At 66.9% G+C, this 20,053-nt stretch carries 18 protein-coding genes; 12 read left to right on the top strand and 6 right to left on the bottom strand.

The window, feature by feature from the left end:
- The first annotated feature begins 49 nt into the window (after positions 1 to 49).
- The gene (locus A5759_RS22490) at positions 50 to 412 is read left to right on the top strand and encodes a helix-turn-helix domain-containing protein (protein ID WP_068201377.1); all 363 of its coding nucleotides are present in this window, start codon (positions 50 to 52) and stop codon (positions 410 to 412) included.
- Here A5759_RS22490 and A5759_RS22485 read toward each other — a convergent pair whose 3' ends face one another.
- Genes A5759_RS22485 through A5759_RS22470 form a run of 4 tightly spaced genes read right to left on the bottom strand, consistent with a single transcriptional unit; the run spans position 413 to position 6,887 of the window.
- Positions 413 to 1,333, bottom strand: coding sequence for an ROK family protein (locus tag A5759_RS22485; RefSeq protein ID WP_068201375.1), 921 nt, complete (start codon positions 1,331 to 1,333; stop codon positions 413 to 415).
- The gene (locus tag A5759_RS22480) at positions 1,333 to 1,971 is read right to left on the bottom strand and encodes a malonyl CoA-ACP transacylase (RefSeq protein WP_369816257.1); all 639 of its coding nucleotides are present in this window, start codon (positions 1,969 to 1,971) and stop codon (positions 1,333 to 1,335) included. The genes A5759_RS22485 and A5759_RS22480 overlap by 1 nt, the downstream gene beginning before the upstream one ends.
- Positions 1,896 to 6,071 carry an NEW3 domain-containing protein gene (locus A5759_RS22475; RefSeq protein ID WP_068201372.1) on the bottom strand — a complete coding sequence of 1,392 codons (4,176 nt, stop codon included), beginning with the start codon at positions 6,069 to 6,071 and terminating at the stop codon, positions 1,896 to 1,898. The genes A5759_RS22480 and A5759_RS22475 overlap by 76 nt, the downstream gene beginning before the upstream one ends.
- A 48-nt stretch (positions 6,072 to 6,119) precedes the next feature.
- Positions 6,120 to 6,887, bottom strand: coding sequence for an endonuclease/exonuclease/phosphatase family protein (locus tag A5759_RS22470; RefSeq protein WP_068201404.1), 768 nt, complete (start codon positions 6,885 to 6,887; stop codon positions 6,120 to 6,122).
- A 60-nt stretch (positions 6,888 to 6,947) separates the two neighbouring features.
- Here A5759_RS22470 and A5759_RS22465 point away from each other — a divergent pair, with 60 nt between their 5' ends.
- Positions 6,948 to 7,499, top strand: coding sequence for a nucleotidyltransferase (locus A5759_RS22465; protein ID WP_094293340.1), 552 nt, complete (start codon positions 6,948 to 6,950; stop codon positions 7,497 to 7,499).
- On the opposite strand, the gene A5759_RS22460 is transcribed toward A5759_RS22465, so the two are convergent.
- Positions 7,489 to 8,445: a YafY family protein gene (locus A5759_RS22460; protein ID WP_068201368.1), complete on the bottom strand. Its 957-nt coding sequence runs from the start codon at positions 8,443 to 8,445 to the stop codon at positions 7,489 to 7,491. The genes A5759_RS22465 and A5759_RS22460 overlap by 11 nt on opposite strands.
- Before the next feature lie 141 nt (positions 8,446 to 8,586).
- Between A5759_RS22460 and A5759_RS22455 the strand changes: the two genes are divergently transcribed.
- From A5759_RS22455 to A5759_RS22445, 3 genes are read left to right on the top strand one after another with little or no spacing between them, the layout of a single operon-like run.
- A complete protein-coding gene (locus A5759_RS22455) occupies positions 8,587 to 9,123 on the top strand; it encodes a DinB family protein (RefSeq protein WP_068201366.1) in 537 nt (178 codons plus the stop codon).
- Between the two features lie 2 nt (positions 9,124 to 9,125).
- Positions 9,126 to 9,731 carry a DinB family protein gene (locus A5759_RS22450; protein WP_068201364.1) on the top strand — a complete coding sequence of 202 codons (606 nt, stop codon included), beginning with the start codon at positions 9,126 to 9,128 and terminating at the stop codon, positions 9,729 to 9,731.
- 16 nt (positions 9,732 to 9,747) lie between these two features.
- The gene (locus tag A5759_RS22445; RefSeq protein ID WP_068201363.1) at positions 9,748 to 10,665 is read left to right on the top strand and encodes an alpha/beta fold hydrolase; all 918 of its coding nucleotides are present in this window, start codon (positions 9,748 to 9,750) and stop codon (positions 10,663 to 10,665) included.
- Here the strand turns inward: A5759_RS22445 and A5759_RS22440 are convergent.
- Positions 10,646 to 11,242 (bottom strand): TetR/AcrR family transcriptional regulator, encoded by a 597-nt coding sequence (locus A5759_RS22440; RefSeq protein ID WP_064400169.1) that lies wholly within the window; start codon positions 11,240 to 11,242, stop codon positions 10,646 to 10,648. The genes A5759_RS22445 and A5759_RS22440 overlap by 20 nt on opposite strands.
- A 104-nt stretch (positions 11,243 to 11,346) precedes the next feature.
- On the opposite strand from A5759_RS22440, the gene A5759_RS22435 reads away from it, so the two are divergent.
- The 7 genes from A5759_RS22435 (at position 11,347) to A5759_RS22405 (ending at position 20,052) form a co-directional block, all read left to right on the top strand.
- Positions 11,347 to 12,345: an oxygenase MpaB family protein gene (locus A5759_RS22435; protein ID WP_068201403.1), complete on the top strand. Its 999-nt coding sequence runs from the start codon at positions 11,347 to 11,349 to the stop codon at positions 12,343 to 12,345.
- 164 nt (positions 12,346 to 12,509) lie between these two features.
- Positions 12,510 to 13,877: an AarF/ABC1/UbiB kinase family protein gene (locus tag A5759_RS22430; RefSeq protein WP_068201360.1), complete on the top strand. Its 1,368-nt coding sequence runs from the start codon at positions 12,510 to 12,512 to the stop codon at positions 13,875 to 13,877.
- Entirely contained in the window at positions 13,878 to 14,780 is a 903-nt protein-coding gene (locus A5759_RS22425; protein WP_068201359.1) for an alpha/beta fold hydrolase, read from the top strand.
- A gap of 124 nt (positions 14,781 to 14,904) precedes the next feature.
- Entirely contained in the window at positions 14,905 to 15,774 is an 870-nt protein-coding gene (locus tag A5759_RS22420) for a cyclopropane mycolic acid synthase family methyltransferase (RefSeq protein WP_068201356.1), read from the top strand.
- 145 nt (positions 15,775 to 15,919) lie between these two features.
- Positions 15,920 to 16,816: a cyclopropane mycolic acid synthase family methyltransferase gene (locus A5759_RS22415; protein ID WP_064400173.1), complete on the top strand. Its 897-nt coding sequence runs from the start codon at positions 15,920 to 15,922 to the stop codon at positions 16,814 to 16,816.
- Positions 16,817 to 16,879: 63 nt separating this feature from the next.
- Positions 16,880 to 17,173, top strand: a complete 294-nt coding sequence (locus A5759_RS22410; RefSeq protein WP_068201402.1) for a hypothetical protein — start codon at positions 16,880 to 16,882, stop codon at positions 17,171 to 17,173.
- A 146-nt stretch (positions 17,174 to 17,319) separates the two neighbouring features.
- Positions 17,320 to 20,052: an AAA family ATPase gene (locus A5759_RS22405; RefSeq protein WP_369816256.1), complete on the top strand. Its 2,733-nt coding sequence runs from the start codon at positions 17,320 to 17,322 to the stop codon at positions 20,050 to 20,052.
- The last annotated feature ends 1 nt before the right edge of the window (position 20,053 follow it).

Genomic DNA, 20,053 nt, shown 5'->3' with positions numbered 1-20,053 from the left:
CGCTGCCACAAAACAAGGTACTGCCAAATTTGTCAGCTCAGGAGGAGTCATGGCGGTCTCCAAGAAGGGCGTCAACGAATGCCCGATCGACACCGCGCTGACGGTCATCGACGGGCGGTGGAAGGGCACCATCCTGTGGCGACTTCAGGACGGTCCGATGCGCACCGCGGAATTGCGGCGCAGCATCCCCGACATCACCGAGCGCATGCTCATCCGCCATCTGCACGAGTTGGTCGCCGACGGCATCATCGACCGCCACGATGCCCGCACCGTGCCGCCGTGCGTGCACTACTCGATCTCGGAATATGGCATGACGCTTGCCCCGGTGCTGCAGAGCCTGTGCGACTGGGGCCGAAACCACATGGACCGCAGGCACTCCCGGCAGACACGAAAGCGCACGCAACCGGCTTAGTCAGCCATCTCCCGTCTGCTGCCGCAGCAAGGCCGCCGCCCCGACCAGGCCTGCGTCGCTGCCGAGTTCGGCGGGCACCACCTCGATGCCGCGGATGAAGTCCAGCCCGGCGTAGGAGGCGAGTGCTTCCCGGACGGGGTCGAACAGCAGCGCACCGGCCTTGGCCACGCCACCGCCGATCGCGACCCGGTCCAGGTCGCAGACCGCGCCGACCGACGCGATCATCGCGCCCACCGCGATTGCGCCACGGCGAAACGCGCTCAGCGCCAGGGGGTCTCCTGCGTTTGCGGCGTCGGCCAGTTCCTTGGCGTCGGCATCGGCGGGCGCATCCCACCCCTGCTCCCGTGCCCACTGCGCCATGCGAGGGCCTCCGGCGATGGTCTCGACGCAGCCGCGCCCGCCACACGTGCACGGCGCGCCGTCCGGATCGACGACGATGTGGCCGACGTGGCCCGCGTTTCCGGTCCGGCCGTCGTAGGGAGCGCCGTCGAGCACCAGTCCGCCGCCGACACCGGTCGAAACCACCATGCCGAGCAGGAAGTCGGCGCCGCGACCCGCACCACGCCAGTGCTCCCCCATCGCCATGCACAAACCATCGCCGGCGAGTCGCACCGGCGTGTCGACCGCTGAAGCCACCCGCGAGACGATCGGAAACCGTTGCCACGAGCCGATATTGATCGGGCTGACGGTGCCCGCCGACAAGTCGATCGGTCCCGCCGAGGCGATCCCGACACCGCGGATCCGTCCACCGGCGGTGGCCAACGCTTCGGTGATCAACGAATCCACCGCGGCCCAGATCGTTTCCGCATCATCGTCCGGCGTCGGTGATTCGACCCTGTGCACCAGCGTGCCCGCACCGTCGACGAGACCGACGGCGATCTTTGTGCCGCCGATATCGAGGGCGAGAGCGAGATCGGCCATCAGTGCCGGTGGGTGTTGTCGGGTTGACGGGGATCGCCGGGATGCTCGTAGCCGGGGGCGAGTTCGACGGCCGCCGCACACCGGGCGTCCAGCCACAGCCGGAATGCCCGGCGACGCGCGGCGGCACGCAGATGCGCGGCCGCCTCCGCTGTATTGCTGAAGCGCAACGGGTTTCGCTCCTGGTACGACGCCACCTGGTCATCGGAGATGTCGATGCTCGCCGTCATCTCGGCGAACAACGCGCGGGCCAGCGGGTCGGCCAGCACCGAAGCCGCCACGCTGCCGATCTCCAACCGCACGGTCATGTCCGGCAGCACCTCGCCCTCGGGCGGCGCGTCAACGACGTTCAATCCGCGCGCCGCGCCCTCGGTCGCCACGACGCGCTCGGCTACCAAGAGCTGGGTCAGCCAACGCCGCAGCTGCCGACCTTCGCTGGTGCCGGGACGCGGCAGCGAGGAGGCGATTCGCGAAGCCCGTAGCGAGGCTTCGCGCGCGTCCACCTCGTCGAGAGACACCGGCACGCCGTCCACCGTCGCCGCGACGCCCGCCCATGCCGATTCGCTCACCGCACCGTCACCTTCACCGCGGGTGAATAGACGAGCTGTCCGGCGGCGGCCAATCGGATCAGTGCCCACCATTCGCCCGGTTCGACCCATTCCGGCGGTGCGACGTCGAAGCTGATCTCGGTCGTGCCCCGAGCGGTCAGCTCGACACCGGATGCCGCCGGTCCCAACCATTCCCACGTGCCCCACGGGCTGATCAGGTGTGCTTCGACCGCCACGTCCGCGCATGCATCGGTACCGACCCTGACCCCGATACGGGCCGTCTCACCGGCCACCACCTCGACCGGCCCCGGCCCGGCGACGAGCCGCAGCAGGGTGTCATCCGGCGGCGCGTCGACCGCGACGACGCATACGTCCTCGACCACCTGACGCCACGACGGCGGAATCGAGACATGCGCACCCGTCAACGCGAGTTCGGCGCGTATCGGATACAGCCCGGGTGACACCACATTCGGCGGGGTCACCTGCACGGTGGTGTCGATGTATTCGCCCGGAGGCAGCATGAACGGCAGCACGCCGGGTTCTGCGTTCCAGCCCTCTGGACACAGCAGCCGCACCCGACCGTGCAGAACCTCGTCGTAGCAATCGCTGGCCACGGTGAGACGAAGCTGCACTGAAGAATCCGACGCCATGATGTGCTGCGGGTGCAGGTGCGCGACGGCCGGCAGCCCGCCAAGCGCTGCCGGACCGCGGTTGTGCAGCCAGTACCTGGCATAGAGCGGTTGGGCCTGCTCCGCCTCCGGCGCGAGGACGGCATGGTCGGCATGCAGAACCTGCGGCAGATTGAACCGGGCCAGCACGGTGGCGACCTCGAAACCGTGCAACGACAGCCCGTCCGGCGTCACCTCCTGCACGCGGGGTTGCTCGAGCAGATCCACCCGGACCGCGGCGGACACCCGACGCAGCCCCGAGGTGACCGTGACTTCGTTTGTGCCGCCAGTGGTTTCGACCAGCCGCATCGCGACTCCGTCAGATGGGTGGACCGGCCGCGCGCTACCGCTTGCCAGCGGGTTGCCTGCGGCCTTCAGCGCACCGAGCCGCACCGAGCCCGCCGGCTGAATCTCCAACAACGAACCCGACGGGGGCAGGCCACCCACCGCCCCCCACTTCTCCGTCACCGCGAGAAGCGGGTTCGAGAACTCGGCGCTGCGAGCGAAGACGCCTGCCCGGCGCCAGTCGCCGTCCCCCGAGACCAGCGCGTAGTCGAACGTGTGCGTCCAGTGCTGTAACTGGAAGTTTGACCCGTCCGGCGCCGTGCGGCGCGGCGGATCGATCCACGTGCCCGAGGGCCAACCGGTACACGACCGCATCAGGGAAAGATTCAGTGTGCCATCCGATTCGACGGCAAACCCGGGCACACCGCGGTTCAGCACCGCCACCGTACGGTCCTCGAACGCTTCCATATCGGCAGGCGCCGATTGCTCGACGACGATCTCGAAGTCGGCCAAGTCGTCGACCACACCCGCCACCACATCGTCCAGAGCCGGGCCCGCGAGAACCAGCACCGGTAGTGCCCGCACATCGCGCAGGTCCGCGCTCGGCACCCACGCCTCCGCCAGCCGGACGGCCGCAGGCACCCAGACCCTGGCCGCACCGGTCGCATCGAGCTGTCGCTTCACCTCCTCGCGGTACACCGAATCAACGGCTTCGAGAACGGTTGCAGTGAACGGGTTTTCGCAGGGACCGCCGAGTGCGATCCGCACATCCGGAAGGTTCGAGTCGACGGCGAGATCACCGTAGCGCGGCCTGTCTGAGCCGCTGCACGTCGCGGTGACACCGCCGCGCGCAAGCGCAACCATCAGCGGTCGCGCCGTCGCGGAATCGTTTTCGGTCGGCGTGATCACCTCGGCAACCGAGACCGCCCAACACCCCTCGCCGACCCGGACCCGCACCGTCGACGACAGCCCGAACCAGCCGTATGCCGGGTTGTCCAGCGTCCACGGATGCGTCGCGGCGTCGACCGACATTTCGCGGTCATGTTCGTGCAGCAGCGCGAACCCGCGTCCGATCACCGCGTCACCGACCTCGCTGACCGGCATCGCACCGGGCACCGGGCACGACCAGCGCAGCCGCAACAGCCGGTCGGCGCCGGTGAATTCGTTGATCGTGGTCCGGCAGTCGACGCGCGCCACACCGTGCCACAGCGTGAGAACCTGCGTGTAGCGCAGCACATCGGCGACGGCGCCCTCGATCACCAGCCGCTCCCCGAGCGCTCCGCGATAGGCATGCACCGTCGCAGGCGATGACGACGAGCACACCACCGGGCCCGTGGGCAGGAGGTGCCACGGCCCCTCACCCGCCTCGGGATGCGCCGGGTACTCGTCGTACACCGCCAACTCGTTGCCGACCTCACCGTCAGCGATCACCGACCGGCCCGAACCACATTCGACCAACGACTCGACCGCGCCGCCTCGTGACGGATCGACCCGCAACCGGTAATGGTCGTTGCCGATCTCGTTTCCGCTCACCGGTTCCCACGCCGCTGCCGCGCCATCGCCGTCCAGGAGCCGGTAGGACTGCCACCCCAGTGACGGCACATCGCGGGCGAGCCAGCTGACCGTCCGCCCGCCGTGTTCGACGTGAGCGGGCATCTCCTCACCCGCAGAATCGACGACACGCACAGCTTCGACCGCCTTCGGGATGTGAGCGGTGACGACGTCGGTGCGCCTGTGCGCGAGGGGATTCCATACGACGACCGGTTCGTCGACCGCCCCCGACAGCACAGCCAGCGCATGGTCACGGGCGGCCCTTCCCAGCTCCCATGCGTCTCGCCAGCTCGTCAGCAGGTCGAGGTACACCTGGTCGGATTCCGAGCCGGTGATCGCATCGTGGTGCGCGCCGTATGCCAATTGCACCCACGCCTTGGCCAAGGCCGCCTGAGGGTACGTGGCACCGCCGAGAAGCCCGGCGAACACCGCGAACTTCTCGGCGTCGAGCACGACGTCTTCGGCAGCCCGGTTAGCCTGCTTGGTGTCGATGTAGGAGACGTCTTTGCCGGTGTAGATCGGGTTCATGTCCCGGGTCTGCGGTGACGCCTCGACACCGCGCTCGGCCAGTTCGGCGCGGACCGCGGCGAAGAACTGGCTGGGTATCGCGCAGATGAACCGCGGCCAGGTGTAGCGGGCGTTCCAATCTCGATGAATATCGGTGACCCACTTGTTCGGTGGCGTGTAGTCGGTGCCGACGGGCAGGAGCACGTTGCGAGTCAGCGCCACCTTCTTCAACGACGTGAACAGTTGGTAGGTCTCGGCTTCGGCGTCCGCCAGCGTCGGCGCCGAATCCATCCACCAACCGGCCGCGTAGTGAGCAGGCATGTAATGCGTCAGCAACCCGCGACCGGACGGGGAGAGCCAGTCGAATTCACTGCTGAACTGCATGCGCTGTGGGTCGCCGCCGCCGGCCATCGGGCCCCACTGATGGTGCGGGCCGCGGGCCCATGAACTCGACGTCAGCCCCGCATCGGCGGCCATCCCCGGAAACTGCGGGTCGTGGCCGAACGCGTCGAGTTGCCAGGCCGTCGCCGGGTCGGCTCCGAGTACGTCGCGCTGAAACCCGATGCCGTGCACGAAGTTCCGGATGGTTGTCTCGGGACTGGTGAGGTTGGTGTTCGGCTCGTTGTACGTTCCGCCCATGATCTCGACGCGGCCCTCGGCGATGAAACGGCGCAGATCGTCGCGATCCTCGGGGTGGGTGTCCCAGAACGGTTTGAGGTAGTCGACCTCGGCCAGCACGAACTTGTATTCCGGTTCCCTGCGGGCCATTTCGAGATGAGCGCTGACCAGATCGAAGCCGTTGGTCTGGCGGCACCGGCCCGGCGGGTCCTCGCTCCACACACTGGTGTAGGCGGCCTGCGTGTTCCACCACACCGGGTCGTAATGAAAGTGGCTGATCATGTACATCGTCCAGCCGGGTTCGGCGACGGTGAAGACGAACGGCGTGATGCCGTCGCCCGTGACGACCCGCGCCGGCCGCTGCTCACCGGGGACCGGGTCGGTGACGGTGACCGCCACCTCGACGGTGCCGTCGCCGACCGCCGCTCGCGCGTGGCCCGCCAGCCCGTCGCCGTCGACGCGCACCTCGCCGGCCCCATCGGTGTAGATCACCCGCACGATCTGCGACGGCGCGTCCGCGGGCCCGACGAACAGATCCGTCGACTCCGCCGAAGTGACCCGCACAACCAAACCCTACGGCGGTTTCGGTCGACGGTCGGTGCAGCTGAGAAATCAGGCGCGGGTGATGTCGACGACGAGAGCGCGGTGGTCCGAGATCGGAAGCGAAGGCGCGCAGCACCGCTGCACCCGCAGGCCACTGTCGTCGGTGACGATGTGGTCGAGTTGACGGTCGGGCTCATCGGCCGGGAACGTGACCGCCGAGGCGAGCGGTCGCAGGCGGGTCCAGCGATGAATCGTTTGCGGCACCATGTTCAGATCGCCCATCAGCACTCGCGGCGACGGGAAGCCGCGCATGTCACGCAGAAGATGGCGCAGCTGCATCCGATTCCACCCCGGCACGAACGACAGATGGGTGTTGGCGACGGTCAGCGGCCCCAGCGGAGTGTTCAACTGGCCGACGACCGCCGCGCGCGGCTCCTCGTTGACGACCTTCACCCGGTTCGGTCCCGGCAGATACATCGGAAACGGCACCGGAATCCGCGGCAGCCGCAGCACCTGCCACGACTCGGCGGGAAACCGCGACAGCAGCGCGATGCCGTAGGCGGCGGTCCCCGGTTGTTCGTCGCCGGTGGCCGCCATCCACGTGGCACCGGGTGTGCCGGAGATCGCCGCCACGAACCGGTGGCTCACCGCACCCATCGCTTCGGCGGCGACCGCGGTCAGGTCGGCCATCCCCGAGCGCGGCTGGTCGAGGTCGACCTCCTGCAGGGCCAGAATGTCGGCGTCGAGTTCCCGGACGGCCTCCACGAGGCGGTCTCGGTGAACGAGCCCGTCGTGCACACTGCGCCCGTGCAAGATGTTGAAGGTGGCCATCCGCATCTGCATGGGTACTAGCTACCCACAATGGCTGCTAGCCCATCAGTCGGCCCCAGGAGAGTAGTGCCCCAGAGAAACGATGATCTGCGCGACGCGCTCAAACGCGCGGCGTCGGCGTTGCGCGCCCAGGGTCCCGATTTCGCTCTCGGCGGCAGCTACGCGCTGTGGGTGTTCGGTGGTCCAGAACCCGTGCACGACGTGGATTTCGTGGTCGCCGAGCCCGACACCGAGAAGGCCGCGGCGACGCTGGAGGAGGCGGGTTTCCGGGTCGAGCGCACTCCTGAGGACTGGTTGTTCAAGGCGTGCGTCGAGGACGACTTCGTCATCGACGTGCTGCACCGGCTCAACGGCGTTCCGGTCGACAAGGAAACGATCCTGGCGGCCGAGGAGTACGACGTGCTCGCGATCCGGATGCGCGTGCTGGCGCCCACCGAGGTCATGCGCGAGAAGCTGAACTCCCTCAACGAACACCATTGCGACTTCGCCGCACTGCTTCCGGCGGTGCGTGCGGTCCGCGAACAACTGGACTGGGAGCAACTTCGCGCCGAGACCGCCGACAACCCGTTCGCGTCAGCATTCCTGATGCTGGCCGACCGCCTCGAGCTCACCGGCTGACGCTTCGTCGCAGCCGCTTCGAGACCACCTCCACGGCCTGTATCACCTCCGGCGGTGAGAGCACCCGGAAATCGCATCCGACCGTCGCGAAGTAGAGCACCATACGTTCGGGGTCGTCGGCACCGGCCGTGACGACGCATGCGTGCGGACCGTCGGGTTCGATCGTCGCCGATGACGGTGAGAAATGCTGGGCGACAACATCTTCCGGGGCGTCGAAGTGGACGCGCGCGACGTAACGGTACGGTGAGCTGCTGATCGACCGCCGCACGTACGTCGCCGCGTCGGGCGCCTCGCGGGGCACGAAGGTGCCGCCTTGGGCGCGCACGTCGTTCATCCGGTCCAGGCGCAGACTGCGCCAGTCCTGCTTGTCGCGGTCGAAGGCCAGCAGGTACCAGCGCCGGCCGGTGGTGACCAGCTGATAGGGCTCGAGCCGGCGCTGGGTCGCGTTGCCGCGGATGTCGACGTAGCCGGCGGCCACGTGCTCGTGGTCGCGGCAGGCCCGCGCGAGGGTCATCAGAACGTCGGGTTCGACCGGTGTATCGGAGGTCGGGGCCATCAGCGTGACGGTCGATTCGTGCACCGCGGCCACCTGCGACCGCAGCTTGGACGGCATCACCTGATCGAGCTTGCTCAGTGCCCGCAGCGCCGATTCGCCGACGCCCGCCACCGTTCCACCCGCGGCCAGGCGAAGGCATACGGCCATCGCGACGGCCTCGTCGGGGTCGAGCAGCAACGGCGGCAACGCCGCACCGGCGCCGAGTTGATAGCCGCCGCCGTGGCCCTTGCTGGCGTGGACGGGGTACCCGAGGTCGCGTAACCGTTCGATGTCGCGACGCACACTGCGAGTGGTGACCCCCAACCGCTCAGCGAGGCCCTCACCAGTCCACACCCGCCGCGACTGCAGCAGGCCCAGCAGCTGCAGTATCCGGCTCGTCGTCTCCGACACAGCCGAAGAGTGTCACAGATTGAGGACTGTTTCTGTCCGCTGATCGCAACGGCTTGCAAATTCCGTGCCCCGCGCCGGTAGCACACGAATCGCTGGAGATTTAGGACCGGAACTGTCCTATAGTTCTGCCACGCTATCGACATGAGTACGACAGCGAGGATCACCGACGAGTTGGCCGAGCAGACCGACTTCCACTGGACCAACTTCCTGCGCCCCCGGTTCCAGGGGCTCACCGACGACGAGTACTTCTGGCAACCGGTTCCGGACTGCTGGACCGTCCACCCGGACGGATCGATCGACTTCGACTATCCCGAACCGGCCCCGGCACCGTTCACGACGATCGCCTGGCGCCTCGCGCACGTCATCGTCGGCGTGTTCGCGATGCGCAATCACAGCCACTTCGGCGCCCCGTACGCCGACTACCAGTCCTGGCGGTACGCCACCGACGCCGCGACGGCGCTGCGACAGCTCGACGAGCAGTACCAAACCTGGATCGGCGGGGTGCGCGGGTTGTCCGACGAGGAGCTGAACCGACCGTGCGGGCCCGCAGAGGGCCCCTACGCCGACCATCCGCTCATTGCGCTCGTCCTACACATCAATCGCGAGTTCATCCACCACGGCGCCGAAATCGCTTGCCTCCGAGACCTGTACGCCCACACCAACCCGAAGGGAAACTGAAGATGCCCGCTATGCCCCCACCTGTCGCCGACGAGCGTCAGGGTCTGCGCGAGTACGTGGCCGCCCAGCAGTACGCCTTCCGCGCCGTGGCGTTCGGCTTGACCGACGAACAAGCGCGGTCGACACCGTCGGTCAGCGCGCTGTCGATCGGCGGCTTGATCAAACACGTCACCAACTGCCAACGCGGCTGGATGCAGCGGGTCGCGGCCGCTCCCGAGCTGACCGAGAGCGACCGACGGCCGATGGAGGACCAGCAGGCCGACTACCAGAGCGAGTTCATCATGGGCGAGGACGAAACCCTCGCCGGCATCCTGACCAGGTTCGACGAGCAGAACGCCGAGACACTCCGGTTGATCGAGACCGCCGACCTGAACGCAGCGGTGCCGATCCCGCCGCATGTGCCCTGGTTTCCCAAGGACGTGTCGGCATGGTCGGTGCGCTGGGTGATCTTGCACATGATCGAGGAGCTGGCCAGGCACGCCGGTCAGGCCGACATCATCCGCGAAACCATCGACGGTGCAACGCTTTACGAGCTGCTCGCCGGCCTTGAAGACTGGGAACCGACGCCGTGGCTGACGCCGTGGGGCAAGGAACCGGTCGCCGGGTAGGTGTAGAAAGCTGAGCATGCAGGTTCGTAGCGGCACCGCGGTATGCGGGGACGTCGGCATCTTCTACGAGGATCTCGGCGACCCCGCGGATCCGCCGGTGCTGCTGATCATGGGTGTCGGGGCGCAGTTGCCGATGTGGCCGGACGGGTTCTGCGCGCGGTTGATCGACCAGGGCTACCGGGTGATTCGCTTCGACCACCGCGACACCGGCTTGTCGACGAAGCTGGACGGACAACGCGCCGACGGGTCGGTGTATCCGCGGGTGCTGCGGTATCTGCTGGGCCGCGCCAGTCCGGTGCCGTACACGCTGGTCGACCTGGCCGACGACGCGCGCGGGCTGCTCGACCATCTCGGCATCGACTGCGCGCACGTCGTCGGGGCGTCCATGGGCGGGATGATCGCGCAGGTGCTGGCGGGCCGCCATCCCGAGCGGGTGGCATCGCTGGGACTGGTGATGACGAGCGCGGGGACGCCGTTCTCGTCGCTACCCGCTCTGCGGGTGATCCGGCTGGCGTTCGGCGCGCCCGCCCGCGACGCACCACTCGAGCAGCGCCTGGCCCACGAGGTCCGCAACGTATCAATCATCAACGGGCCCAACTTCTTACCGCCCGCCGAGCAGCTACACCGCCGGGTGCGGGAGCTGCGCGAGCGCAGCGACTACCCGCAGGGCATGCTGCGTCAGTTCGATGCAATCCTCGGCACCGGCAGCCTGCTGCGCTACACCCGTCGCATCACCGCACCGACCGTCGTCATCCACGGCACGAAGGACCCGCTGGTGCGACCGCGCAACGGCCGCACCGTCGCACGGGCCGTCGACGGCGCGCGTTACGTCGTCGTCGATGGAATGGGGCACGACCTACCCGAACCGGTGTGGGGTCCCGTCGTGGGAGCGCTGAGGGAGAACTTCGCCGGACCTACCGCAGCACCTGACTGACGGCGTGCTCGACGACCGCGTCCAGATCGGTCCCCAGCCTGCCCGCCAGCCACTGTTGCGCCAGCTCGGCCATCGCACCGGTGTACATCGCCGCGCCGACCTGGGCGGCGACCGAGTCGGTATCGGGCTGTAACCGCCAGCCCTCGGTGAGCACGCCTTCGCGCAACAAGTCCTGTGTCGCCGCACGCCGGGCCGCCAGCACCGGATTCGACCGCGCATCGGTGAACAGCACCCGGCCGCGGCGCGGGTCCTGGGAGCTGAAGCCGAGTACCGCGGCGATCCCGGCCCGGGTCCTGGCCCGCAGCGATTCGCCTGCCTGCGACATGGCCCCTTCGATCGCTTCGGCCAGTTGGGCGCTCACCTGGTCGTAGACAGCGCCGAGCAGGTCGTCGGTATCGGCGAAGCTCTCGTAGAAATACCGTGTGTTCAGCCCACATTCGCGGCACACCGACCGCACCGACACGGCAGCCTCGCCGCCATCGCCGAACAGCCGGAAGGCGGCGTCGATCAGCTGCGCTCGGCGCTCGGCGCGGCGGTCCGTCAGCGGCACGCCCGCCCATCGGGTCGGACTGGACACGACCCCAGCGTAGGCGGCATCACGTCCACTCTGGTCACATACGTGACCAAAATGTATTCTGGCTACAGCCGTGACCAGAGTTTTGGAACCGAGGAGCCGACGTGATTCTGCTGCCGCACCAGTTCATCGGAGAAGCGCTCAACCAGCGCTTCGACAAGGACATCCGGCGCAATTACTTCCGCGGTATGGAGTTCGCCGCGCCGGTGGGCGATCCGGGCTGGTTCGGCCCCGGCAGCGCGGTCTGGCACGTGCACTCGCACATGCAGGCGCTGATCTTCGGCCTGCAGTGCGCGGCGTTCATGGAGCGGCTGGATCCCTCGATCTACTGGATGGGCATGCACCACTCACGGCTGGTCAAGCGCGACCCGAAAACGGGGGTCGCCGTTCCCGAGATCGACCCCAAGGGCGCGGTGGTACGTCTCGGCCACTCGATCGCATTCTTCATCGGCACCGCCTACGGGTCGACCGAGACCGCCGAACGTCTGGCGAAGGCCGTCCGTTCGATGCACCACACCATCAAGGGCACCCGCCCCGACGGCGCCCGCTACGACGCCGACGACCCGGACTGGTTGCGCTGGAACTACGCCACCGTGGTGTGGGGCCTGGCCACCGCGCATGAGCTTTACCATCCGAACCCGTTGCGCGGCAAGAAGATCGACCGTTACTACCGCGAGTTCGTGCGGGTCGGCCATGCGTTGGGCGGTACCAACCTGCCCGAGACGAAGGCCGAGGTCGCCGACTGTCTCGAGTCCTATTTACCGCGGTTGGCCGTCACGCACGGCACGGCGCTCGCCACGGGGCCGGGCTTGCCGCTGGCGCAGAGCGCGATCAACTGGGCCATCCGCGACACGATGCCGCGCTGGGCCAAGCAGTTGATCCAGCACAAGGATCCGCACATCCTCGAGCGCACCGCGCGCCGGGCGACCGTTTGGTCGGTGATCAACGGGCTGCATATCGCGCAGGGCCCGATACCGGAGTTCCGCCAGGCGCAGGCCAGGGTGGCCTCGGGCACCGATGTGCCGCACACGCTGCCGACATACCGGCTGGGCGACGACGAGATCCGCACGCGCGACGAGGTCGAGCGCAGTTTCGCCGAGGCATGAATCAGCCGCGAAATGGCATTTCAGCAGGAAAAGTGCGAGTAGCGGCCTGCTGGAATGCAATTTCGGCGCAACAGGGACCCCGCAACAGGGGCCCGTAGAAGGCCGACTGTGAGCCGGTGCACAGGTTTTTACGGGCCACCGCGGATTTTGAGACACTGGCCGTTATGAGTGCCACGCGAAAGACGCAGCACCGCGACGTAGCCAAGCTCGACAGGGTCCCCCTGCCGATCGAGGCGGCCCGCGTCGGTGCCACGGGTTGGCAGATCACCCGTACCGGCGCGCGGGTCGTTTCGAAGATCGCCGGCCGCGGTTCGCTGCAACAGAAGATCATCAAGCAGGTCCCGCAGGCGTTCGCCGACCTGGGGCCCACCTACGTCAAGTTCGGCCAGATCATCGCGTCGAGTCCCGGCGCGTTCGGCGAGCCGCTGTCCAAGGAGTTCCGCAGCCTGCTCGACCGGGTTCCGCCCGCGGACCCCGAAGAGGTGCACAAGCTGTTCGTCGAGGACCTCGGCGACGAACCCGCGAACCTGTTCAAGAGCTTCGACGAGAAGCCGTTCGCGTCCGCGTCGATCGCCCAGGTGCACTACGCGACGCTGCACAGCGGTGAAGAGGTCGTCGTCAAGATCCAGCGCCCCGGCATCCGCAGGCGGGTCGCCGCGGATCTGCAGATCCTCAAGCGCGGCGCTCGGCTGGTCGAGTTCGCCAAACTGGGTCAGCGCCTGAGCGCTCAAGACGTCGTCGCAGACTTCGCCGACAACCTGGCCGAGGAACTCGACTTCCGGCTGGAGGCGCAGTCGATGGACGCGTGGGTCGCGCATATGCACGCCTCCCCACTGGGCCGCAACATCCGTGTGCCACAGGTCTATTGGGATCTCACCAGTGAGCGCGTGCTGACGATGGAGCGCATCCAGGGCACCCGTATCGACGATGTGAAGACCATCCGGCAGAAGGGCTTCGACGGCACCGAACTGGTCAAGGCGCTGCTGTTCAGCGTCTTCGAAGGCGGCCTGCGCCACGGGCTGTTCCACGGCGACCTGCATGCGGGCAACCTCTACGTCGACGACGACGGCAAGATCGTGTTCTTCGACTTCGGGATCATGGGCCGGGTCGACCCGCGCACCCGCTGGCTGCTGCGCGAACTCGTGTACGCGCTGCTGGTGAAGAAGGACCACGCCGCAGCGGGCAAGATCGTCGTGTTGATGGGCGCAGTCGGCACCATGAAGCCGGAGGCCGAGGCGGCCAAGGACCTCGAGAAGTTCGCGACACCGTTGACCATGTCGACGTTGGCCGACATGAGCTACGCCGAGATCGGCAAGCAACTGTCGACCCTCGCCGAGGCATATGACGTCAAGCTGCCGCGCGAACTGGTGCTGATCGGCAAGCAGTTCCTCTACGTCGAGCGCTACATGAAGCTGCTCGCACCGAAGTGGCAGATGATGTCGGATCCCCAGCTGACCGGCTACTTCGCCAACTTCATGGTCGAGGTCAGCAGGGAGCACGACACGGAACTCGACAGCGAGGTCCGCGGCTGAATGCAGGTCCGAACCGGATTCGCCAAGTCCGGCGATCTCGACATCTACTACGAGGACATGGGCGATCCGAACGACCCGGCGGTCCTGCTCATCATGGGACTCGGCGCGCAGCTTCTGATGTGGCGCAAGGATTTCTGTGAGCGGCTCATCAACCAGGGCCTGCGGGTCATCCGGTTCGACAATCGAGATGTCGGCCTCTCCACGAAACTCCGGGGGCTGCGCACCGACACCCCGCTGGTGCCGCGGATGCTGCGCTCGCTGCTCGGGATGAAAAGCCCGGCCGCATACACACTCGAAGACATGGCCGATGACGCGGCCGCCCTGCTGGACCATCTCGAGATCGAGCGCGCCCACATCGTCGGCGCGTCGATGGGCGGGATGATCGCCCAGGTGTTCGCCGCCCGGCACAAACCGCGCACCCGGTCGTTGGCGATCATCTTCTCGAGCAACAACCAAACGCTGCTGCCGCCACCGGGTCCGCGGCAGCTGATCGCGATCTTGCAGCGGCCCAAGGCCAACACCCGCGAGGCGATCATCGAGAACGCCGTCAGGGTCACCAAGATCATCGGCAGCCCGGGCTTCCCCGCCTCCGAGGAGCGGCTGCGCGCCGACGCGATCGCGGACTACAACCGCTGCTATCACCCCGCCGGGATCGGCCGGCAGTTCTCGGCGATCCTGGGCAGCGGCAGCCTGTTGCGCTACGACCGCGAGATCACGGCTCCCACGGTGGTGCTGCACGGCAAGGCCGACAAGCTGATGCGCCCGTCAGGAGGACGCGCGATCGCCAAAGCCATCGCAAACGCCCGGCTGGTGCTGTTCGACGGTATGGGTCACGAACTGCCCGAGCCGCTGTGGGACGACATCATCGGCGAGCTCAAAACCGTTTTCGCCGCGAATATTTGACGTCGGCGCAAGCGTTCCTCGGGTGGCCAGCAGGCAGGGCTGCGCGTACATTCGTCCCGAGTGCTTCCGGGCTTGAACTGTCACAGGCGACGCGAGCTCTGATTCCGCCCAGAAAGGCACACCAGTGGCTGCAACACGCAACTTGACGCCGCACTTCGCCGACGTGCAGGCGCACTACGACCTCTCCGACGAGTTCTTCCGGCTCTGGCTGGATCCATCCCAGACCTACAGCTGCGCCTACTTCGAGCGCGACGACATGACGCTCGAGGAGGCTCAGCGCGCCAAGGTCGATCTCGCGTTGGGCAAATTGCGCCTCGAACCGGGGATGACGCTGCTCGACGTCGGCTGCGGTTGGGGTTCGACGATGATGAGGGCCGTCGAGAAGTACGACGTCAACGTCGTCGGCCTCACCTTGAGCGAGAACCAGCACGCCCACGTCGAGAAGGTCTTCGCCGGATCCGACAGCCCCAGGTCCAAGCGGGTGTTGCTTCAGGGCTGGGAACAGTTCGACGAGCCCGTGGACCGAATCGTGTCGATCGGCGCGTTCGAGCACTTCGGCAGGGACCGCTGGAACGACTTCTTCACCATGGCCCACCGCGTGCTGCCCGACGACGGGGCGATGCTGCTGCACACCATCACCGCGCTCACGCTTCCGCAGATGGCAGAGCAAGGTATGCCGCTGACGTTCTCGGTGGCCCGGTTCGTGAAGTTCATCCTCACCGAGATCTTCCCGGGCGGATACCTGCCGACGATCGAGCTGGTCGCCGAGCACGCCGAGAAGGCGGGATTCGAGTTGACCCGGCGACAGAGCCTGCAGCCGCACTACGCGCGCACGCTCGACTGCTGGTCAGCGGCGCTGGAGACGCACAGGGACGAGGCGATCGCCATCCAGTCCCAAGAGGTCTACGACCGTTACATCCACTACCTGACCGGCTGTGCACACGGCTTCCGCGTCGGATACATCGACGTCAACCAGTTCACGCTCCAGAAATAGCCACCGCCTCCCACAAATTGCCGCCGAAGTGGCGGCACGCCGAATTAGGGTTCGGCAACGGCCGACGATAGGGTGTCGACCAGATCATCACGTGACGACGTGCAGGTCCGCGTCACGTCATTGGGAAAGGCCAAGCAGGGGAAATATGTCTGACAACTCAACCGGCACGAAGGATATGCGGCCTCATTTCGAGGACATCCAGGCGCATTACGACCTGTCGGACGACTTCTTCGGCGTGTTCCAGGACCCGACGCGCAAATACAGCTGCGCATACTTCACCGGCCCGAACGTCACGCTGTCGGAGGCGCAGATCGCCAACGTCGACCAGCACCTCGACAAGCTCGACCTCAAGCCGGGGATGACCCTGCTCGAGGTGGGCTGCGGGTGGGGCCTGACGTTGCAGCGTGCGATGGAGAAGTACGACGTCAACGTGATCGGGCTGACCCTGTCGAAGAACCAGCAGGCCTACTGCAACCAGCTGCTGAGCAAGCTGGACACCGAGCGCACCTACGACGTCCGTCTCGAGGGCTGGGAGCAGTTCCACTCTCCCGTCGACCGCATCGTCTCCATCGAGGCGTTCGAGCACTTCGGCTTCGAGCGCTACGACGACTTCTTCAAGACGTGTTTCGACATCCTGCCCGACGACGGCCGGATGACCATCCAGAGCAGCGTCGGCTATCACCCGTACGACCTGGCCGCACGCGGTAAGAAGCTGACCTTCGAGATGGCCCGCTTCATCAAGTTCATGATCACCGAGATCTTTCCCGGCGGCCGCCTGCCGACGACGCAGATGATGGTGGAGCACGGCGAAAAGGCGGGCTTCCAGGTGCCCGAGCCGCTGTCGTTGCGTAACCACTACATCAAGACGCTGGGCATCTGGGCCGACCGCCTCGAGCGCAACAAGGACACCGCGATCGCGGCCGCCGGCGAGGAGAACTACGACCGGTACATGCGCTATCTCAAGGGCTGCCAGTGGTACTTCATCGACGAGGGCATCGACGTCAGCCTGGTCACGTACCTGAAGCCCGGCGCTGCCGCGTAGGGACAGAACGTAGGGAAAACCCGGATTCGCTCGGCGTGACGAATCGCTACTGTTCGACGCATGATGGGGAGCGGAGAGTCCGCGTGCTACCTGGCGGAGTGGTACCTGCCCGAGATCACTGAGCAATCCGTCGAGGACCTCGTGACGCGCCTCGATGCCGCGGCGGCCGTCGCAACGGGCGAGGGCGCTCCAGTCGAACTGCTGATCACGCTCGCCGTTCCCAGCGACGAGGTGCTCTACGGCGTCTTCGGCGCCGCCTCCCGAGAGATCGTCTCCCGGACCTGCCTGGCGGCGGGTGCACCGCATCAACGGCTTTCCGCTCAGGTCGGCACACGCATACGCCACCACTGCCGGTGACGTTGCCGACGCGTCCTTCCCGTTCTAAGCCGACGATTAAGCACACGTCTTAGCTGCATGTTTCTGGGCCTTCCCACCTACGGCCACGCGTCCGGGGGCTATTCTCGATTTGCTGTCGATGAGGGGTGTGGTCATTGGTGTCCGGCGTGATCGAGCGTCCGGCGGAATTTCGGGCGGTGCGCGATTTCTTGCGGTCCGTCGAGAGTGGTCCCTGCGCGCTGGTCATCGAGGGTGATGCGGGAGCCGGCAAGACCACCCTGTGGCTGGCGGGTATCTCGGCGGCACGCGAATGCGCCTTCCGGGTGCTGACGGCGCGAGCCGGCCAAGCCGAGACTGCTCTCGCGTACGCGGTCGTCGCCGACCTGCTCGGTGACATACCGACTGAGGTCTTCGCCGACTTGCCCGACGTGCAGCGCCTTGCCATCGATCGAGTGCTGCTGCGGGCCGACGATGATGGTCCGCCGACGGACCAGGGTGCTGTCGCGGCCGCCTTCACCACGGTCATCGAGCGACTCTGCGTCGATGGGCCAGTGCTGGTGGCACTCGACGACGTGCAATGGCTCGACCCGTCCAGTCAGGCGGTGGTGGATTTCGCCGCGAGGCGGTCCAGCGGATGCGTGGGTATGCTGCTCACCGGCCGCACCGAGCATGCGGGCCCCGGCGCGGCGAGTTGGTTGCAGCTACATCCATCCGACATCCGCCGGGTTCACGTTGGCCCCCTTAGCCTCGGCGGATTACACGCGCTCATCTCGACCCGCCTGGGTCGATCCTTCCCTCGCCCGACCATGGTCCGGATCGCCGAGATCTCCGGCGGCAACCCGTTCTACGCTCTCGAGTTGGCGCGCGCAATCGACGCTGGCGGTTCCCAGTCGGTGTTGCCCGCGACGCTTGCGGAATTGATGCGCAGGCGAATCGGTCGACTACGGCCCGAAGCCCAGGCCCTGCTGCTGGCCGCCGCTTGTGAAGCCGCCCCGACTGTTGGCCTGCTGGCGCGTGTCACGAACAGCACAGTCGATCGCACCGCCGAACTTCTCGCCGAAGCCAGGGACAAGGGCATCCTGACCATCAGCGGTGACGCCGTGGCGTTCTCGCACCCGCTGTTGGCGCGCAGCGTCTACACGGACGCCAAACCCAATGAGCGTCGGGCCATGCACCGGTCGCTGGCCGAGGCGGTGCTCCTCGACGAGTCGAGAGCCAGACATATGGCACTGGCCGCCGCCAGCGCCGACCCGGCCACCTTGGAGGCGCTCGACATCGCCGCCGATACTGCGGTTGCACGCGGTGCGCCCGCCGCGGCCGGCGAATTACTCGAGTTGGCAATCGGTCTCGGCGGCGATACACCAACGCGGCGGATTCGCGCGGCCGACCACTACCTGCACGCCGGTGATCTGGAGCGCACCCGTGGGCTGCTGGAAGGATTGACCGAGCGCATTCCGCGTGGCGTGCACCGGGCGATGGCGCTGAACTTGTTGGCCAGCATGCGGATTCAACACAACAACTTCACCGACGCCGTTGTCCACTTGGAACAGGCGCTCAACCATGACGAGGGTGACCGCGAGGTCCGCGTCCGCACCTTGTTGCTCCTGGCATATGCGCGGCTGAATGCCGGTGAGTTCGGGGCCGCCCTGCAGAGCGCTGAACGCGCGGCCGCCTACGCGGAAGACGTTGGGATTGCAGATCTCACGAGCCAGGTTCTGGCCGTGAGAAACAACATTGCGTGCATGTGCGGTCGCGGCGTCGACTGGGCTGGCATGCGTCGGGCATTGGCACTTCAGGACCCCAACAGCGAGGCGCCGATCGCCTTCCGGGCCAGAGCCAACTACGCCTTGCTGCTGGCGTTCGTCGGGCAGCTGGACGAGGCGGCCGAACAGATGGACTTGGTGCGACAGCGTTGTGTCGAGCGAGGGTCCGAAACCGATCTGGTCTTCGTCGCGGTATTCAGCGCGCTGATCGAAATCTGGCGCGGACGCTATGCCGACGCAACACGCATCGCCGAGGAGACCGTCGAGCGGGAACAACAACTCGGCGGCGAGCACATGCGAGTGGTCGCCAAGACCATCCAGTCCGCAGTTGCGGCCTACGCGGGCAGGCAGGACGAAACCCGCGATGTGGCAACCGCGGCGATCCGCCTCGCCGAGCGCGGTTCACCCCGATTGGCCGACTGGGCGTCGGTCAACCTGGCGTTCCTCGAGGTGTCGTTGGGCAACTACGAACAGGCGCTGCAGATCTTGCAGCCGCTGGTCGACCGGTTTCCGTTCCTGCCAGGCACGGAGATCATCACCGCAGGATTCGTCCCCGACGCGGTCGAAGCCATGGTCGCGCTCGGCCGCGCAGCCGATACCGAGCCGATGATCGCGACGCTGGAGGCCAATGGGCGACTGTTGGACAGGCCGTGGATGCTGGCCACGGCCGCACGGTGCCGCAGCCTTTGGCTGGCCGCGCAAGGCGAGATCGACGAGGCGGCCGACATGGCGAGACACGCGCTGGCCCATCATGAGCGGCTACCAATGCCCTTCGAGCATGCCCGTACCCTGTTGCTGCTCGGCCAGTTACAGCGACGTCAGCGGCAGAAGGAGGCGTCGCGCGCGACGATGACCGAGGCCTTGCATGTGTTCGAGAGCTTGGGCACTCCGCTGTGGGCGCAGCGGGCGCGCGCCGAGCTCGCGCGGGCCGGCGCGTCGGGCAACGGACATCTGGGTTTGACACCGTCAGAGCACCGCGTCGCCGAACTCGCGGCGTCGGGAATGACGACCAAGGACGTGGCCACCGCGCTGTTTATCAGCCCCAAGACGGTCGAGACCAACCTCTCTCGCATCTACCGAAAACTCGGAATCAGATCACGGGCCGAACTCGGGCGTGTCTTTGGCGAGAACCTCTGAT

Origin of the sequence: Mycobacterium sp. 852014-52144_SCH5372336, assembly GCF_001665615.1 — a bacterium.
Classification (GTDB): Bacteria; Actinomycetota; Actinomycetes; order Mycobacteriales; family Mycobacteriaceae; genus Mycobacterium; species Mycobacterium neumannii_A.
This window is presented reverse-complemented; position numbering and strand designations above follow the sequence as displayed.